We start from the raw sequence: 15,865 nt of genomic DNA on the forward strand, positions 1-15,865 counted from the left end.
CGAGCGCAGCGAAGCAATCCAGGCGGTTGCCGCGGAAAGATTCTGGATTGCTTCGCTGCGCTCGCAATGACGAGAGGCTTAAGCCGTGCCCGCCTCACGTCCCAAGATCCCTGCCTCGATCGCCTTGATCTGGAGCGCGAGATATTTCGAATTGATCCGGCACTGCGCGAGGCTGCCGGCGATGAACCACAGGCCGGGCTGCCGCGTGCGCGCATACATGTTGCGCAGCTCAAGGCCGTCGCCAAAGCCCCAGACCGGGCCGACGCGGTCGGCCACGGCGTCGCCGAACAGCTTTCGCACCAGATATTCCTGTGGCTTGTAGCCGGTCGAGAGCACGACGAGGTCGGCCGAAATGGCGGTGCCGTCCTTCATCCGCGCACCGTCAGCCGTGAAGCTTTCGATGTCGTCGAACTGCTTGAGCTTGATCGCACCCTCGACGATGAGGTTGGAGCAGCCGACATTGAAGTAATAGCCGCCGCCGCGGGTGAGGTATTTGAACTGCCAGCCGGTGCCGGCCTCGCCGAAGTCGAGCTTGAAGCCGACGCGGCGGAGGCCGTCCAGCAGTTCCTTGTCGAGCTCCCTGGACTGCTCGGTCAGCATCACGTGGGTTTTCTTCGCCAGCGGCGTCGGCATCGAGGTCGCGATCAGGTCGTTGTCCTCGAGCGTGCCCTCATTGTAGGTCGCATAGGCCAACTGCGCCGAGGGCTCGATATTGGTGACCAGCGTCGGCGAGCGCTGCATCAGCGTCACCTCGGCACCGCTGGAATACAGATCCTGCGCGATGTCGTGGCCGCTGTTGCCGGTGCCGATGACGATGGCGCGCTTGCCTGCCCAGTTCTCGCCGTCCTCGTAGCGGCTCGAATGCAGCAGCGTGCCCTTGAAATTGTCCAGCGTCGGAATATTCGGCACGTTGGCGATGCCGCTGACGCCGGTCCCCATCACCACATGGCGTGGATGCATGGTGCGCTTGCTGCCGTCGGCGCGCCGCAGGGTCACCGTCCAGTGGCCTTTCGCCTCGTCATAGGCGCCACCCTCGAACTCGGTACCGGTCCAGAAGTTCAGCTCCATGGCATCGACATAGGCTTCGAACCAGTTGGCGAGCTTGTCCTTTGGGATATAGACCGGCCAGTTCGGCGGGAACGGCATGTAGGGCATGTGATTGACCTGCACCTGGTTGTGCAGGGTGAGCGCGTGATAGCGCTTGCGCCAGTTATCGCCGATCCGCGTCTCGCGATCGACGATCAGCGTGTCGACCTTCAATTGCTTCAGCCGCGCCGCGATCGCGAGGCCGGCCTGACCGCCCCCGACCACCAGCACGGCCGGATCGCGATCGGTGTAGTCACGGGAGGCGTTGCGCAAATCGAGCCAGTTCGGCCCGCGAAAATCGCGCGAATAGGTCTGGCCGCGCGGCCGCGACGTGCCGAGCTGCTCCTCGAAGCCCTTGAGTTCGTCGAGCGCGGTGAGCAGCGTCCATGCTTTCAGGCGGTCGCCGTCTGCTGCGTCCGGAACAAGACGTACGATGCCGCTGCCGCGGCCGAGCACGGTCTCGAAATTGAAGATCGCCTCGATATTGCCGGTGCCGGCGCGCGTCACCCAGCGGGGCGCCGCGCGGTTCGGCGCGAGCTTTAAATTGGAGGGCGCCGCTTTGGCTGCGAGCGCGGCCAGCGCTTGTGAGACTTCATCGCGGCCGGCGATCGTTTGCAGGTTCCAGCTCAGCGCCAGCACGTCGCGCCAGAAACATTCGGCAACGAACAGGCGGTCGAGCGCTTCGTCATCGGGCTCGCCCAGCGTGCGCTCGAATTCATCGAGCCAGGCTTGTGCGGCGACGGAAATATCCTTCGTCCTGTCCAGCATGCGCGACCTCGTGGCCGTCTTCGCGGCGTTTCCTGTCGAGCATAATCCGGAAAAGTATGCAGCGGCTTTCCGAAGAGATCATGCTCCCCTTATAGAAGTCGAACGCTATACTGGATCAATGGTCGTCGAAAGCGCTTTACCCGAGCAGCGAGAGCATGTGGCCCTGCTCGGGCGGAATGCGCCCTTCAGCGTGTCGAGACCGGTCTGCCGCGCCATGTCGGGCTTGCGGGCGCTCGCGCACCCTCCTCAGGAACCGTTTGGAGCCCGGTTCGCCCAATAGGGATCGCGCAGCTTGCGCTTGAAGATCTTTCCGGTAGCCTCGCGGGGCAGCGCATTCATGAACTTGATGTCCTTCGGCACCTTGAAGTTGGCCAGGCGCTCGCGCAGAAAAGCCTGCACCGCGGCGGCGGAGAGCTGCACGCCGGTCTCCGGCTCGATGCAGGCGCACAGCCGTTCGCCATACTCCGCGTCGGGGATGCCGAACACGGCGCAATCGCGCACGCCGGGCATTCCGATCAACACGTTCTCGATCTCGGCGGGATAGATGTTGACGCCGCCCGAGATCACCATGTCGCGCTTGCGGTCGCACAGGAACAGATAGCCGTCCGCGTCGAGATAGCCGACGTCGCCGACGCTGACGAGGCCGTTGCGTCCCGCCTCGGCCCTCGCTTCCGCCTTGCCGTGATAGTCGAAATCAGGCACCGCCGTCTGGCGCATGTAGATCTCGCCGACCTCGTTGACACCGCAGAGGCTGCCGTCGTCCCGGAAGATCTTGACGATGCCGCCTTCGATGGCGCGGCCGACGGTGCCGGGCTTCCTCAATGCTTCCTCGGCCGAGTGCCACACCGGAATGCCGGTCTCGGTCGAGCCGAAATATTCGTTGATGACCATTCCCCACCAATCGAGCATGGACCGCTTGATGTCGGGCGGGCAGGGCGCGGCGCCGTGCACGACGAAGCGCAGCGACGAGAGGTCATAGCACTGCTTCACCGTATCAGGCAGCCGCAGCAGCCGGACGAACATGGTCGGCACCATGTGGATGTGCGTCACGCGGTGGCGCTCGATCAGGGCCAGCAGCTCCTCGGCGTCGAAGCGCGCCTGAAGCACGATGGTGCAGCCGCTGCGGAACGCGAGCATGCCATAGGAATGCGGCGCCGAGTGATACATCGGACCGTTGATCAGCACGACCTGATCTTCGTGTGGCTTGATGCCATAGGCGATCGCACCCATCCGTTCGGCGGCGGCCGCCTGCTCGGGCTGCATCGGCCTGCGCCGCACGCCCTTCGGCATGCCGGTGGTCCCTGACGTGTAGATCATCGCCGCGGCCCGGCGGGGTGGCTCCTGCATTTCCGGATGGCCGTCGCGCCAGCGGTCCCAATCGGTCAGTCCCGCGGGGACCTCGGTCATCTCAGGGGAAATCGCGAAGGTCGCCGCGAGCTCGGGCGGTGTTGCGACGACGAGGAGGCGGACGTCTGCCGGCAGGCCGGCGCTGATCTGCGGCAGCAGGTCGGCATGGCAGATCAGGATCTTCGCTCCGCTGTCGATGAGGATGTAGCGGACTTCCTCGGCCTTGAGATGCCAGTTGATCGGCACCACCGGACTGCCGAGCGCGGCGGAGGCTGCAACCACCTCGAACAGCGCGAAATCGTTGCGCAGCATCATGGCGACCGGGGCGCCCTCGGCGAGCCCGAGCCCGCGAAGCCCGCTTGCGGCCCGCCTGATGCGCGCCTGGATCTCGTCATAGCCGATCCGGCGTTCGCCGCTGATGATCATGGCTTGTCCTTGTTCAGCTCGAGCCTAGCGATCATCCAGCACGTCGCCAAATCCCACCCAGCTCTTGCCGTTGAAACGGCGGAGCTGAAGCTGCTGGAACGGCAGGTAATCATCGGGGCCGGTCGTCACAGCCATGCCCGGCAGCAGTAGCGGCAACTTGATCTCCTTCAGCGAGGCGGCCTGGCGCATGATGTTGTCGCGGCTGACATCGTCCTTGCACGCCTTGAGCACGGTCATCAGCAGCGTCGCGTAGTGGTAGCCGGCCGCATAGTTGGAGTTGGAGAGGTCCGCATTCGGCATGTACTGTTTCATGAAGGCGAAATACTCCTTCACGCCGGGATCGCCGGCCCATTGCGGATCCATCGTGTCCTTCTGGTTGCTCGACGAGATCAGGCCGACCGCATTGTCCAGGCCCGCCGGCTCGAGGAGCGAGATCGACGAGGCCGACGTCGGCACGAAGAACAGCTCCGGCTTCCAGCCGATCTCGGCCACGCCTTTGATCATCTGCGAGGTGAATTTTCCGAGCACGACGCCGAACAATACGTTGGCGCCGGATGCCTTCAGGGTCGAGAGCTGCGAGCTGATCGTCGGCGCGCTGGTCTCGTAGCTCGCCTCCGCGATGATCATGCCGGCGGCCTTGGACCCAAGCGCGCGCTTGAAGCCCGCGACATAGTCGCGGCCGAAATCGTCGTTCTGGGACAGGATCGCGATCTTCGCGTCAGGCTTGGATTGCAGGATGTATTTGGCATAGACGACGCCCTCGGATTCGTAGGCCGCCATGCCCGGCATCGTCCACGGATTCTTCTGCGGATCGGCCCATTTGGTCGCGCCAGAGAGCACGAACAGCTGCGGCACCTTCTTGGCGTTGAGATAGCGCTGCACGGCGCTGTTGGTGGCGGTGCCGAGCGAGCCGAACATCATCAGCACCTCGTCCTGCTCCACCAGCTTGCGGGTCTGCTCGACCGTTTTCGGCGGCGAGTAGGCGTCGTCCAGCGTGATGAACCTGACCTTGCGGCCGTTGATGCCGCCTTCGGCATTGACCTTCTCGAAGAACGCCTCCTGCGTGCGTCCGATCGTGCCGAAGCCGGAGGCCGGGCCGCTATAGGGCAGGGTCTGCCCGATGCGGATCTCGTCGGCGCCTTCGGCATGGGCGTTGCCGGCGGCAAGCGTCAGCAAGGACAGGCCGATCAGTGCGGCTGCCAGCTTCATGATGTCCTCCCGTTTGTCTTTTTTATCAGCTGGAATCGTCAGGCGCTGGCGCGCATCAGGAAATCCTGGCGCGCCTGATCGAATTCGCCCTTCATCCGGTCGACGAGCTCGGCGACCGGAGGCGCATCCAGGATCTGGCCGATGCCCTGGCCCGAGCCCCAGATGTCGCGCCACGCTTTGGATTTCATGTTGCCGCCGGAACCGAAATTCATCTTCGTCTTGTCGGCGACCGGGAGATTGTCCGGGTCCAACCCGGCGGCCGCAATCGACGGCCCGAGGTAATTGCCATGCACGCCGGTGAACAGGTTGGTGTAGACGATATCGTGCGCCGCGTGCTGCGTCAGCGCGGATTTGTAGGCCTCGTCCGCATTGGCCTCCTGTGTCGCGATGAAGCGCGTGCCGATATAGGCGAGGTCGGCGCCCAGCGTCAGCGCGGAGGCGATGCCAAAACCATCGCTGATCGCGCCCGACAGCAGGATTGCGCCGCCAAACCATTGCTTGACCTCGCGCACCAGCGCGAAGGGAGAGAGCGTGCCGGCATGCCCACCGGCGCCGGCGCAGACCAGGATCAGGCCGTCGACGCCCTGCTCGGCGGCTTTGCGCGCATGCTTGACGTTGATGACGTCGTGGAACACCAGCCCGCCATAGGAATGAGCGGCCTCGACGATCTCGGAAGGCGGCCGCAGCGAGGTGATGATGATGGGCGCCTTGTGTTTCACACAGGTCTCCATGTCCTTCATCAGCCGGTCGTTGGAGGCATGGCAGATCTGGTTGACGGCGTAGGGAGCGACCTTCTTGCCGGGATTGCGCGACTTGTATTCGCCGAGCTCGTCCTCGATGCGGCTCAGCCACTCGTCGAGCTTCTCGACCGGACGGGCGTTGAGCGCGGGGAACGAGCCGACGACACCTGCCTTGCATTGCGCGATCACCAGTTCCGGTCCGGAGACGAGGAACAGGGGCGAGCCGACGACGGGCAGCTCCAGATTGTTCTTGAGCAGAGCGGGCAATGCCATCCGATCCTCCTGACGACGCGCATCGCCGGCCTGTCGGCCGATCGTGAGCGCTTCCATGTCGATTGTCGCGCCGGCGGGGTGTCCGCCGCCCAGCGCTTTGACCGCACTATAGGGTTGGACGGCGGGCAGGGGATCGTTCAATATTGAACAAGCGGATATTCATATTTGTACGGAGCCGGCGGTGGATTGGGACCTCTGCAAGACCTTCGTCGCGGTCGCCGATACCGGCAGCTTCACTGCTGCGGCCAAACGGCTGCATGCGAGCCATCCGACCGTCAGCCGCAAGATCGCGGCGCTGGAGGCGCAGCTCGGCACCAAACTGCTGGCACGTGCCGCCGACGGATTCGTGCTCACCGCCGATGGACGTACGCTGCGCGAGCATGCCGAGGCGATGGCCGCCGCCGCGCTGCGAGCAGAGGTCGCCGTTGGTGCCGGCGGGCGCAAGGCGCGCGGCACGGTCAAGCTGTCGATCGGCGCGACGCTGGCCTCGCACTGGCTGATGCCGCGGCTGCGATCGTTCCTGGGCGCGCATGACCACATCCGGCTCGAGATCATCACCCATCCGTTTCCGGCCAGCGTGCGTCGCCGCGAGGCCGACGTCGTGTTGCGACCGGTCGATAGCGGTGAGGAAAACCTCGTCGGCCGCAGGGTCGGCCGTCTCGGCACCGGCTTCTATGCCGCGCGCGACTACGCCCTCGGCCGCTCCTTGCCGGAGCGGAGCGGCGAGTGGAAGGGGCACAGCGTCATCGGCTTTGCCGATCAGGATTCGAACGCGCAGCTGGCGCGCTGGAGCGACACGATCACACGCCAGGGCACCGTCGTGATGCGCTGCTCGTCGCAGGGTGACATGCTGGCGGCGGTGCGCGCCGGGATCGGAATCTCCGCGCTGTCCTGCTTCGTCGCGGAAAGCTATCCGGACCTCGTGCGCGTCGCGCCGCAAAAGCTCGTCAGCGTCGCCGATCTCTGGCTGCTGGCCCATCCCGACCTGGTCGAGCTGCCCGCAGTGCGCGCCGTCGTCGACTTCGTGGCGGAATGCGCCCGCGCCGATCGCGAGCGGCTGCGGGGCTAGCCTGATCCGGCCATGACGCCTTCGCGCTTCTTCACCGCGCGATAATAGCTCCACCACAGATGCGCGGCTGCGCCCCGCAGCGGACGCCAGGGCTCGGCGAGCGGGGCCATCTGCTTCTCCGTCGGCCGTGCCTGAAGGCCGAGGCCAACCTTGATTCCCTCCTGCACGGCAAGGTCGCCGGCCGGCCAGGCATCGCCATGGCCGAGGCAGAACAGCAGATAGACATCGGCCGTCCACGGCCCGATGCCGGGCAGCGAGATCAGCGTGTGATGCGCAGCGTCAGCGTCTTCCTCGGCAAGCACGTCGAGGTTCAGCCGCTCCGCGTTGATCTCGCGGGCGAGATGCTTCAGCGTCTTGATCTTCGCGGCGGACAGGCCGAGCCGTCCCAGCCGGTCGGTGCGGGCTCGGCGCACGGCGTCATGGTCGAACGGATCGAACGCCGCCGACAGCCGTCCCCAGATCGCCGCGGCGCTGGCCGTGGAGAGCTGCTGCCCGCAGACGATGTGCGCGAGCCCCGCAAAGCCCGGCTCACGCCGCCGCAACGCCGGCATGCCCGCGGCCGCGAGCACCGGCTTGAGGCGCGGATCGCGCTTGACCAGCGCGTGAACGGCCTCTTCGAGATCGGACTGGGTTTCGAGGTGGATGGTCATGACGTCATCGGCTCGCCGCGATGCGGGTTGGCGTCCTGTGGACGGTGTGGGACGATAAGATTAAGACCATACTATCGGAATCCCGGAAGCGTTCGATGACTTTGAGAAGTATTCCTGTGGAGATGGACGGCGAGAAAGTCGCCCAGATCGACGTCATGCTGGATCGTGTCATCGAGGAACACCGCGTATTCCTGCCGCTGGCGATCGAGAGCGGCAGCCGCGCTTGGGGTTTTGCGTCTCCTGACAGCGACTATGACTGTCGTTTTGTCTATGTACGCCGCGCGGTCGATCACATCACGCCGTGGGTTAGCCGTGATGTCATCGAGCTCCCGTTCGAGGGGGATCTCGACGCCAATGGTTGGGACTTGCGCAAGGCACTCCAGCTCCTGTTGAAGGGAAATGCGGTGATCGTGGAGTGGCTGTGCTCGCCAGTCGTTTACCGGGGGCAGGCATGGTTTCGCGACGAATTTCTGGCGTTTGCCAGAGGGGCCGCGAGTCGTGAGGCCGTCTGCCGCCACTATCTTCATCTCGGCGAGCGGCAGCGGCGGGTCTATTTCGGCGACGGGACGAGCGTTGCCCAAAAGAAAATCTTCTATGCACTTCGGCCCGCCGCCGCGTTGCGGTGGCTGCGTATGCGTCCTGCCGAAGCCGTGGCGCCGATGCATTTTCCCACTCTCATGGCGGAGTGCGATCCGCCGAGCGAGCTGAAATCGGAGGTCGTCGAGCTGATGGCCCGGAAGTCGATCACGCATGAACTCGGCTCGGCTCCTCTACCGCGCACCGTGGCCAACTTCCTCGATACGGAGTTCGAGCTTGCTCGTGGTCTTGTCGAAGGCCGTGGGCCAGGTGCATCGGAAGAGATGATCCTTCGGACAGAACAGTTTTACCGTGGCGTGGTGGAGCGCCTCGAACGTGAGAGCGGTGCTGTTCTTCCGTTCCGGCTTGTCTGATGCCACCCGTTTTCCGATTTGCCCCGAGCCCCAACGGTCACTTGCATCTCGGCCACGCCTATTCCGCTCTGCTGAACGCCGACCGCGCGCAACAGACCGGTGGGCGGCTGTTGCTACGGATCGAGGACATCGATGCGACCCGGTGTCGGCCGGAATTCGAGACGGCAATCTACGAGGATCTCGCCTGGCTCGGGATTGGCTGGGAGACGCCGGTGCGGCGGCAGTCGGAGCATCTTTCCGATTATCGCGCCGCGTTGGAAAATCTCTCGGCGCTCGGCCTCGTCTATCCCGCCTTCGAAAGCCGCGCCGAGATCGCAAGGCTGGTCGCCGCGCGCGAGGCGGACGGGCCGTGGCCGCGCGATCCGGATGGCGCGCCGCTTTATCCCGGCGACGCCAGATCGCTGTCGGCCGGCGAACGCGACCGGCTCGTCGCCTCGGGCGCGCCTTACGCGCTGCGGCTCGATATGGCGGCCGCCTGCCGGCGTGCCTCCGGCCTGAGTTGGCATGAGCTGGGCGAGGGCCCAGAGAGCGAGCATGGCACCGTCCCGGCGCGCCCCGAAAGCTGGGGCGATGTCGTCCTCGCCCGCAAGGAGACGCCGACCAGCTACCATCTGTCCGTGGTTGTCGACGACGCCCTTCAGGGCGCCAGCGAGGTGGTGCGCGGTCAGGACCTGTTTCACGCGACCTCGGTCCACCGCCTGCTTCAGGCCCTGCTCGGCCTGCCAGAGCCTGCCTATCGCCACCACGCCCTGATTCGCGACGGCGAGGGGCGGAAGCTGTCGAAATCGAGCCGCTCGACCGGTTTGCGGGAGTTGCGTGCCGCCGGCACCTCGCCTGCTGGCATTCGCCGATTGCTGGGATTAGGCTAAGTTTCTCTGGGGGTTAGCAAAACACCGCCGTGACTCCTGGGGTTCCGCCGTGCCATGCTGACCAGACGGCCCGAGGTTCGAAGGGGATACTTCGAAAGGGAGTTATGGCGGCGAAAACGCGCACTACGCGGACGTCCAGGCGAGTGGCTCGGAAGCGGTCCGGGCCGGCCGCGAAGGTGCGCAAGCGCAGCACCCGGGCGGTTGCGCCCGATGTGGTCCAGGCGGCGCTCGCCGCCTTCGCCCATGAGGTCCGCACCCCCCTGACCGGCATTCTCGCCATCAGCGACCTGCTCGCGACCTCCGATCTCGGCGAGCGTGAACGGCGCTGGGCCGACACCATCAAGGCCGGCGCCGAGCATCTGGCGAGCCTTGCCACCCTGTTCGTGGACGCTGCCCGGACTGGCAAGGGGGCCGGGAAGGGCAGCCTGCTGCGGCAGGATCTGTTCGACCTGCGCGCGCTCGCCCGCAGTGCCGGCGATTCGCTGGCCGGGCGTGCCGCGGCCAAGGGCCTCCAGGCCGAGGTCGATATTTCGGAGAAGCTTCCCGGCCTCGTGGTCGGCGATCCCGTCCGCCTGCGCGCCGCGCTGGAGAACCTGATCGACAACGCCGTGAAGTTCACTGACCAAGGCGGTGTGGCGCTCGCGGTCGCGCCCTGGCGTCCGGCAAAAGGCAAGGCGAAGGGAAAGGCAAAAGAGAAGAGCCGGGTCGGTGTCGCCTTTGCGGTGTCCGACAGCGGCATTGGCCTCACCATGGCCGAGATCAAGCGGCTGTTCCGCCCGTTCACCCAGGCCAATGTCACCATCGCCTCACGCTTCGGCGGCGCCGGCCTCGGGCTGTCCTCGGTGAAGCAACTGGCGCGCGCGATGGGCGGCGACATCTCGGTCGCACCGCGCCGCGGCGGCGGTGCCACCTTCATGCTGACGGTCTCGCTGGATGCGACGGGACCGACCAGGTCCCGCAAGTCGAAGGGCGAGCCCGACGTGGATGCGGTTGCGGCAATGCGCGTGCTCAGCGTCGAGGACAATCCGTTCGGCCGCGTCGTGCTCAACACGATCCTGACGGAGCTTGGCCATCATGCGGAGTTCATCGGGCGCGGCGAGGATGCGGTGAACCGGCTCGCGCAGGGCGCCTTCGACGCGGTGCTGATGGACATGGTGCTTCCGGGCATCAACGGCATCGAGGCGATCAGGCGCATCCGCACCATGGCGACGCCGCTGGCTCAGATCCCCATCATCGGGGTGTCCGGCCGCGGCGAGGACGAAGCGGCCTCACGCGAGGCCGGCGCCGACGCCTTCCTGGTCAAGCCTGTGTCTCCGCGGGCTTTAGCGACTGCGCTGCTTGAAGCGAGACGCCGTGAGGAAGCCGCGACTTGATGATCGCGGCGTTGAGCTCGCCGCCGTAAACGAAGATCGCGGCAATGAAATACAGGAACACCAGCGCGATGATCACCGAGGCGAGCCCCGCATACATCGTCACGTAATTGTTGGCGAAGCGCGCCAGATATTGGCCGAACACGATGCCCGAGATCAGCGACGCCACGATCGTGAAGACGATGCCGGGCAGGATCTGGAGGAAGCCGCGCCGTCCCGCCGGCAGCCAGGCGTGCAGGATCAGCAGCGCAACCACCAGCGCAGCCACGGTGATGCCGTAGCGCAGCCAGGTGAGAATGCTCTCGTTGGACTCGACGAATAGCGGAATATGGCGCCGCGCCGCCTCGATGAAGAGCGGGCCGAGCACGATCAGGAATGCCATGGCGAGCGCGGTGAAGGCGGCAACCAGCGTGTAGCCGATCGACTCCAGTCGCAGCCAGTACCAGCGCCGCATTTCCACCACCGCATAGGCGCGGTTGAGCGCCACCCGCAGCGCCTCGACGCCGTTGGAGGCGAAATACACCGACAGCAACGCGCCGATCGTCAGCACCCCGGTGCGGGTGGTGGTGAGCACGTCGTGGATTTCGCCGGACAGCGAGTCGGCGACCTGCTGCGGCCAGACTTGGAGCATCAGGCCCGCGGCCTGGTCGGCGAGTTCCTTGGAGCCGAAGAAGCCGGCGAGCGAGGTCAGCACGATCAGGAACGGGAACAACGCCATCAGCGTCGACAGCGCGATGTGACTGGCGATCGCCCAGCCGTCGTCGGCGAGGAACGTGTAGAAGGCGTCCTCCACGACAATGTAGATGGTGCGGATGGCTTTCACGCGCCACCTACACGACAGCTGCCGCTCGTTCGCCCCGTGCGCGGGGAGAGGCGAGGAAGCTGGGCAATTGGCACGGACCGGAAATCATCTCGCTACCATCTGATATTATTGGCGGAAAAGCCAGATCGCGAAGAGCCCCCGTCGTCATGCAATGACGCCGGGGCTGCCGTGGCACCATGGCGCATCTGCAAGCCCGGTGTTATCTACTGCCCATGGCATCTATCCTGAGTACTTTCATCCTGCCGGTGGCAGCCGGCGCCGTGGCGTTGGTGCTGCTGCTCGGTCTCGTCAACATGATGCGTGGCGGCTCGCCCAACACCTCGCAGAAGCTGATGCGCTGGCGCGTGCTGCTTCAGTTCGTGGCGATCGTCATTGCGATGATCGCGGTCTGGGCGATGGGACGCTGAACATGGTCGTGCTCAACCGCATCTATACCAGGACTGGTGACGACGGCACGACGGCGCTCGGGTCGGGGGAACGCCGTCCGAAATATGATCTGCGCATCGAAGCCTATGGCACCGTCGACGAGACCAATGCCGCGATCGGCGTTGTCAGGCTCCACACCCATGACGTGCCCGAGTTCGATGCGATGCTGGGCCGTATCCAGAACGATCTGTTCGACCTCGGCGCCGATCTCGCAGTGCCCGAGCGCCAAGACAAGGACAAAGGCAAGGCGGAACGGCTGCGGGTGGTGGCAAGCCAGGTCGAGCGGCTCGAGCGCGACATCGACATGCTCAACGACAAGCTGGCGCCGCTGACCTCTTTCGTCCTGCCCGGCGGCACGCCGGCCGCCGCCTACCTCCACGTCGCCCGCACGATATGCCGCAGGGCGGAACGCGTGATGGTGGAACTCGCGGGCCGGCCAAATGAACCGGTCGGCGCGGCTGGCATCCAATATATGAACCGCCTGTCCGACTTCCTGTTCGTGGCGAGCCGCGCTGCCAACCATAACGGCGCCGGCGACGTGCTCTGGGTTCCGGGCCAGAACCGCTGACCCATTGAGGTCAGTATTTCCAAGGTCTAAAAATTGGCCCCTTCGCGCGTTGACCGGGCCGGATCAGGCCTTTAGGTTCCGCGCCAGTTGATAACCCCCCTCCCAAATTGAGTGAAAGAGGATCGATGAAGGTCTTGGTGCCGGTAAAGCGGGTGGTCGATTACAACGTCAAGGTCCGCGTCAAGGGCGATGGATCGGGCGTTGAACTCGCCAACGTCAAAATGTCCATGAACCCGTTCGACGAGATCGCGGTCGAGGAAGCGTTGCGCCTGAAGGAAGGCGGCAAGGCGACCGAAGTCGTGGTGGTCTCCATTGGACCTGCGCAGGCGTCGGAGACGATCCGCACCGGTCTTGCCATGGGCGCCGACCGCGGCATCCTGGTGAAGGCGGAAGGCGCCGTCGAGCCGCTCGCCGTTGCCAAGATCCTCAAGAAGATCGCCGAGGAAGAGCAGCCGGGCCTGATCATTCTCGGCAAGCAGGCGATCGACGACGACAGCAATCAGACCGGCCAGATGCTGGCCGCGCTGCTGGGCTGGTCGCAGGCGACGTTCGCCTCCAAGCTCGAAGTCGAAGGCTCCGATTTCAAGGTCACGCGCGAAGTCGATGGTGGTCTTCAGACCGTGAAGCTGAAGGGCCCCGCGATCGTCACCACCGATCTGCGTCTCAACGAGCCGCGCTACGCCTCGCTGCCCAACATCATGAAGGCGAAGAAGAAGCCGATCGCGGAGAAGACCGTCGCCGATTACGGTGTCGATATCGCCGCGCGCCTCGAGGTTCTCAAGACGACTGAGCCGTCGGGCCGCAAGGCAGGCGTCAAGGTCAAGGACGTCGCCGAGCTGGTGTCGAAACTCAAGAACGAAGCCGGGGTGCTCTGATGACGACGCTTCTGATTGCCGAACACGAACACGAAGTCCTCAAGGACTCCACGAACAAGGCGCTCACTGCCGCCTCCCAGCTCGGCGGCGACGTTCATGTGCTGGTCGCCGGCGGCGGGCAGGGCACCAAGACTGCGGCCGAGGCGGCCTCGAAGCTCGCCGGCGTTGCCAAGGTGCTGGTCGCCGAGGGCGAGACTTATGCGCACGATCTCGCCGAGCCACTGGCCGCGCTGATCGTCTCGCTGGCCCCGTCCTATGACGCGATCGTCGCGCCCGCGACCTCGCGCTTCAAGAACGTGCTGCCGCGTGTTGCAGCCCTGCTCGACGTCATGCAGGTTTCGGAGATCATCAAGGTGGTCGCCCCGGACACCTATGAGCGTCCGATCTATGCCGGCAACGCCATCCAGACGGTGAAGTCGAAGGACGCCAAGAAGGTCATCACGGTCCGCACCTCCACCTTCGCCGCGGCAGGCGAAGGCGGCAGCGCGCCGGTCGAGGCCGTCGCTGCGGCGGCTGATCCCGGCCTGTCGTCCTTCGTCGGCGAGGAAGTCGCCAAGAGCGACCGTCCCGAGCTGACCTCGGCGAAGATCATCGTCTCCGGTGGCCGTGCCATGCAGAGCCGCGAGAACTTCGCCAAATACATCGAGCCGCTCGCCGACAAGCTCGGCGCCGGTGTCGGCGCCTCGCGCGCGGCGGTGGACGCCGGCTATGCGCCAAACGACTGGCAGGTCGGCCAGACCGGCAAGGTCGTGGCCCCTGAACTCTACGTAGCGGTCGGCATTTCCGGCGCCATCCAGCATCTGGCCGGCATGAAGGACTCCAAGGTGATCGTGGCGATCAACAAGGACGAGGACGCGCCGATCTTCCAGGTCGCCGATTACGGTCTGGTCGCCGACCTTTACCAGGCGGTTCCGGAGCTGACCGACGCACTCGCCAAGCTCGGCAAGTAAAAACGCGCTAAAAACACCGGCCGGAGTGGTACACTCCGGCCGGTTTTTCTTTTTCGAGGCGTTTTCTTTGGCGTGGGGCACGCCTTCGAAGCGATCCAATCTAGGTTTCGAGCCCGGGTTCTGATTAAATCGGACCTCCCGGCTCAGGGGATTAAGGCAGGGCGCGATATGCGCGCCGTTCCGGTGGATGACATTATGGCGGCAGTGATCAAGAAGGTCGGCGTGATCGGCGCGGGGCAAATGGGCAACGGCATCGCGCACGTCGCGGCGCTGGCCGGTTTCGACGTGGTGCTCAACGACGTCTCGGCCGACCGGCTCAAGTCCGGCATGGCGACCATCAACGGCAATCTGGCGCGCCAGGTCTCCAAGAAGGCCGTCTCCGAGGACGACAAGGCCAAGGCGATGGCGCGCATCAAGCTCGCCGAGAAGCTCGACGACCTCTCCGACTGCGACCTCGTGATCGAGACCGCGGTCGAGAAGGAAGAGGTCAAGCGCAAGATCTTTCACGAGCTCTGTGCGGTGCTGAAGCCCGAGGCGATCGTCGCCTCCGACACGTCCTCGATCTCCATCACGCGGCTTGCCGCGGCCACCGACCGGCCCGAGCGCTTCATCGGCATTCACTTCATGAATCCGGTGCCGCTGATGGAGCTGGTGGAGCTGATCCGCGGCATCGCCACCGACGATTCGACGTTCGAGGCGTCCAAGGAATTCGTCGCCAAGCTCGGCAAGCAGGTCGCGGTCTCCGAGGATTTCCCGGCCTTCATCGTCAACCGCATCCTGCTGCCGATGATCAACGAGGCGATCTACACGCTGTATGAAGGCGTCGGCAACGTCGAGGCGATCGACGCTGCGATGAAGCTGGGCGCCCATCATCCGATGGGTCCGCTTGAGCTTGCCGATTTCATCGGCCTCGATACCTGTCTGTCGATCATGCAGGTGCTGCACGAGGGGCTCGCCGACTCCAAATACCGCCCGTGCCCGCTGCTGGTGAAATACGTCGAGGCCGGCTGGCTCGGCCGCAAGACCCAGCGCGGCTTCTACGACTACCGCGGCGCCAAGCCGGTTCCGACGAGGTAGGGCGGCGATGCCGTAGGGTGGGCCAAGCGAAGCGTGCCCACGCATTTTTCGCGACCATGATGAGGTGGAGGGCCCGGCGCAAGTGCGCCTTTGCCCACCCTACGGCACCTCGGCCGCGCACCCGCTTCGTGATAATTCATGTCGCGTTAACCCATCGCCCGTAGTCTGCCGCCCGTAAATTGGGTTCGCGTAATGGACATGATGGCAATGGTCAGCACCATGCTGGCCGCTCAGCAGGGCGCGTTGCAGTCGAATATTGCGGCGACGCTGACCAAGCAGAACATGGACATGGAGAAGTCCACCGTCCTGACGCTGCTCGGCGCCGGCCAGCCCTCGCTGGCCAATGTCGGCGCTGGCGTCGGCGGCAATCTCAACGTCACCGCCTGAAT

Annotated in this window: 16 protein-coding genes; 10 read left to right on the top strand and 6 right to left on the bottom strand. The window is 65.1% G+C overall.

Annotated features, from left to right (window positions below; translation table 11 throughout):
- Positions 1 to 78 precede the first annotated feature (78 nt).
- The 4 genes from PMI42_RS14460 to PMI42_RS14475 form a co-directional block, all read right to left on the bottom strand.
- Positions 79 to 1,854: a flavin-containing monooxygenase gene (locus tag PMI42_RS14460; protein WP_008135273.1), complete on the bottom strand. Its 1,776-nt coding sequence runs from the start codon at positions 1,852 to 1,854 to the stop codon at positions 79 to 81.
- 246 nt (positions 1,855 to 2,100) lie between these two features.
- The gene (locus tag PMI42_RS14465; RefSeq protein ID WP_008135275.1) at positions 2,101 to 3,627 is read right to left on the bottom strand and encodes an acyl-CoA synthetase; all 1,527 of its coding nucleotides are present in this window, start codon (positions 3,625 to 3,627) and stop codon (positions 2,101 to 2,103) included.
- A gap of 24 nt (positions 3,628 to 3,651) precedes the next feature.
- Positions 3,652 to 4,836, bottom strand: a complete 1,185-nt coding sequence (locus tag PMI42_RS14470) for an ABC transporter substrate-binding protein (protein ID WP_008135277.1) — start codon at positions 4,834 to 4,836, stop codon at positions 3,652 to 3,654.
- Positions 4,837 to 4,874: 38 nt separating this feature from the next.
- The gene (locus PMI42_RS14475; RefSeq protein WP_008135279.1) at positions 4,875 to 5,849 is read right to left on the bottom strand and encodes an NAD(P)H-dependent flavin oxidoreductase; all 975 of its coding nucleotides are present in this window, start codon (positions 5,847 to 5,849) and stop codon (positions 4,875 to 4,877) included.
- A 181-nt stretch (positions 5,850 to 6,030) separates the two neighbouring features.
- Between PMI42_RS14475 and PMI42_RS14480 the strand changes: the two genes are divergently transcribed.
- Positions 6,031 to 6,918 (top strand): LysR family transcriptional regulator, encoded by an 888-nt coding sequence (locus PMI42_RS14480; protein ID WP_008135280.1) that lies wholly within the window; start codon positions 6,031 to 6,033, stop codon positions 6,916 to 6,918.
- Here PMI42_RS14480 and PMI42_RS14485 read toward each other — a convergent pair.
- Positions 6,915 to 7,568 carry a DNA-3-methyladenine glycosylase family protein gene (locus PMI42_RS14485; protein WP_008135282.1) on the bottom strand — a complete coding sequence of 218 codons (654 nt, stop codon included), beginning with the start codon at positions 7,566 to 7,568 and terminating at the stop codon, positions 6,915 to 6,917. The two genes, PMI42_RS14480 and PMI42_RS14485, sit on opposite strands and share 4 nt — an antisense overlap.
- 95 nt (positions 7,569 to 7,663) lie before the next feature.
- Between PMI42_RS14485 and PMI42_RS14490 the strand changes: the two genes are divergently transcribed.
- The 3 genes from PMI42_RS14490 to PMI42_RS14500 all read left to right on the top strand — a co-directional run bounded on the left by PMI42_RS14490 (position 7,664) and on the right by PMI42_RS14500 (position 10,760).
- Entirely contained in the window at positions 7,664 to 8,518 is an 855-nt protein-coding gene (locus PMI42_RS14490; RefSeq protein ID WP_008135285.1) for a nucleotidyltransferase domain-containing protein, read from the top strand.
- Positions 8,518 to 9,387: a tRNA glutamyl-Q(34) synthetase GluQRS gene (gluQRS, locus tag PMI42_RS14495; RefSeq protein WP_008135286.1), complete on the top strand. Its 870-nt coding sequence runs from the start codon at positions 8,518 to 8,520 to the stop codon at positions 9,385 to 9,387. Before PMI42_RS14490 ends, gluQRS begins: the two co-directional genes overlap by 1 nt.
- Positions 9,388 to 9,491: 104 nt before the next feature.
- A complete protein-coding gene (locus PMI42_RS14500; RefSeq protein WP_008135288.1) occupies positions 9,492 to 10,760 on the top strand; it encodes an ATP-binding protein in 1,269 nt (422 codons plus the stop codon).
- Here the strand turns inward: PMI42_RS14500 and PMI42_RS14505 are convergent.
- Entirely contained in the window at positions 10,687 to 11,580 is an 894-nt protein-coding gene (locus PMI42_RS14505) for a YihY/virulence factor BrkB family protein (protein ID WP_008135290.1), read from the bottom strand. The genes PMI42_RS14500 and PMI42_RS14505 overlap by 74 nt on opposite strands.
- 212 nt (positions 11,581 to 11,792) lie before the next feature.
- Between PMI42_RS14505 and PMI42_RS14510 the strand changes: the two genes are divergently transcribed.
- The 6 genes from PMI42_RS14510 to PMI42_RS14535 all read left to right on the top strand — a co-directional run bounded on the left by PMI42_RS14510 (position 11,793) and on the right by PMI42_RS14535 (position 15,863).
- Positions 11,793 to 11,987 carry a twin transmembrane helix small protein gene (locus tag PMI42_RS14510; protein WP_008135291.1) on the top strand — a complete coding sequence of 65 codons (195 nt, stop codon included), beginning with the start codon at positions 11,793 to 11,795 and terminating at the stop codon, positions 11,985 to 11,987.
- 2 nt (positions 11,988 to 11,989) lie between these two features.
- A complete protein-coding gene (locus PMI42_RS14515) occupies positions 11,990 to 12,574 on the top strand; it encodes a cob(I)yrinic acid a,c-diamide adenosyltransferase (RefSeq protein WP_008135293.1) in 585 nt (194 codons plus the stop codon).
- A 125-nt stretch (positions 12,575 to 12,699) separates the two neighbouring features.
- Entirely contained in the window at positions 12,700 to 13,449 is a 750-nt protein-coding gene (locus PMI42_RS14520) for an electron transfer flavoprotein subunit beta/FixA family protein (RefSeq protein WP_008135294.1), read from the top strand.
- On the top strand, positions 13,449 to 14,399 hold the full coding sequence (locus tag PMI42_RS14525; RefSeq protein WP_008135295.1) for an electron transfer flavoprotein subunit alpha/FixB family protein: 951 nt from the start codon (positions 13,449 to 13,451) through the stop codon (positions 14,397 to 14,399). The genes PMI42_RS14520 and PMI42_RS14525 overlap by 1 nt, the downstream gene beginning before the upstream one ends.
- 195 nt (positions 14,400 to 14,594) lie before the next feature.
- Complete coding sequence (locus PMI42_RS14530) at positions 14,595 to 15,476, top strand: 3-hydroxybutyryl-CoA dehydrogenase (RefSeq protein ID WP_035965713.1); 882 nt, start codon at positions 14,595 to 14,597, stop codon at positions 15,474 to 15,476.
- A 192-nt stretch (positions 15,477 to 15,668) separates the two neighbouring features.
- Positions 15,669 to 15,863: a putative motility protein gene (locus PMI42_RS14535; RefSeq protein WP_035965699.1), complete on the top strand. Its 195-nt coding sequence runs from the start codon at positions 15,669 to 15,671 to the stop codon at positions 15,861 to 15,863.
- Positions 15,864 to 15,865 lie beyond the last annotated feature (2 nt).

This window comes from Bradyrhizobium sp. YR681 (assembly GCF_000282615.1).
GTDB lineage: Bacteria > Pseudomonadota > Alphaproteobacteria > Rhizobiales > Xanthobacteraceae > Bradyrhizobium.

What these genes read in the sequence shown, in the direction of transcription:
- PMI42_RS14460 (WP_008135273.1), bottom strand. Translation starts at nt 1,854, where the DNA reads ATGCTGGACAGGACGAAGGATATTTCCGTCGCCGCACAAGCCTGGCTC.
- PMI42_RS14465 (WP_008135275.1), bottom strand. Translation starts at nt 3,627, where the DNA reads ATGATCATCAGCGGCGAACGCCGGATCGGCTATGACGAGATCCAGGCG.
- PMI42_RS14470 (WP_008135277.1), bottom strand. Translation starts at nt 4,836, where the DNA reads ATGAAGCTGGCAGCCGCACTGATCGGCCTGTCCTTGCTGACGCTTGCC.
- PMI42_RS14475 (WP_008135279.1), bottom strand. Translation starts at nt 5,849, where the DNA reads ATGGCATTGCCCGCTCTGCTCAAGAACAATCTGGAGCTGCCCGTCGTC.
- PMI42_RS14485 (WP_008135282.1), bottom strand. Translation starts at nt 7,568, where the DNA reads ATGACCATCCACCTCGAAACCCAGTCCGATCTCGAAGAGGCCGTTCAC.
- PMI42_RS14490 (WP_008135285.1), top strand. Translation starts at nt 7,664, where the DNA reads ATGACTTTGAGAAGTATTCCTGTGGAGATGGACGGCGAGAAAGTCGCC.
- gluQRS (WP_008135286.1), top strand. Translation starts at nt 8,518, where the DNA reads ATGCCACCCGTTTTCCGATTTGCCCCGAGCCCCAACGGTCACTTGCAT.
- PMI42_RS14500 (WP_008135288.1), top strand. Translation starts at nt 9,492, where the DNA reads ATGGCGGCGAAAACGCGCACTACGCGGACGTCCAGGCGAGTGGCTCGG.
- PMI42_RS14510 (WP_008135291.1), top strand. Translation starts at nt 11,793, where the DNA reads ATGGCATCTATCCTGAGTACTTTCATCCTGCCGGTGGCAGCCGGCGCC.
- PMI42_RS14515 (WP_008135293.1), top strand. Translation starts at nt 11,990, where the DNA reads ATGGTCGTGCTCAACCGCATCTATACCAGGACTGGTGACGACGGCACG.
- PMI42_RS14520 (WP_008135294.1), top strand. Translation starts at nt 12,700, where the DNA reads ATGAAGGTCTTGGTGCCGGTAAAGCGGGTGGTCGATTACAACGTCAAG.
- PMI42_RS14525 (WP_008135295.1), top strand. Translation starts at nt 13,449, where the DNA reads ATGACGACGCTTCTGATTGCCGAACACGAACACGAAGTCCTCAAGGAC.
- PMI42_RS14530 (WP_035965713.1), top strand. Translation starts at nt 14,595, where the DNA reads ATGGCGGCAGTGATCAAGAAGGTCGGCGTGATCGGCGCGGGGCAAATG.
- PMI42_RS14535 (WP_035965699.1), top strand. Translation starts at nt 15,669, where the DNA reads ATGGACATGATGGCAATGGTCAGCACCATGCTGGCCGCTCAGCAGGGC.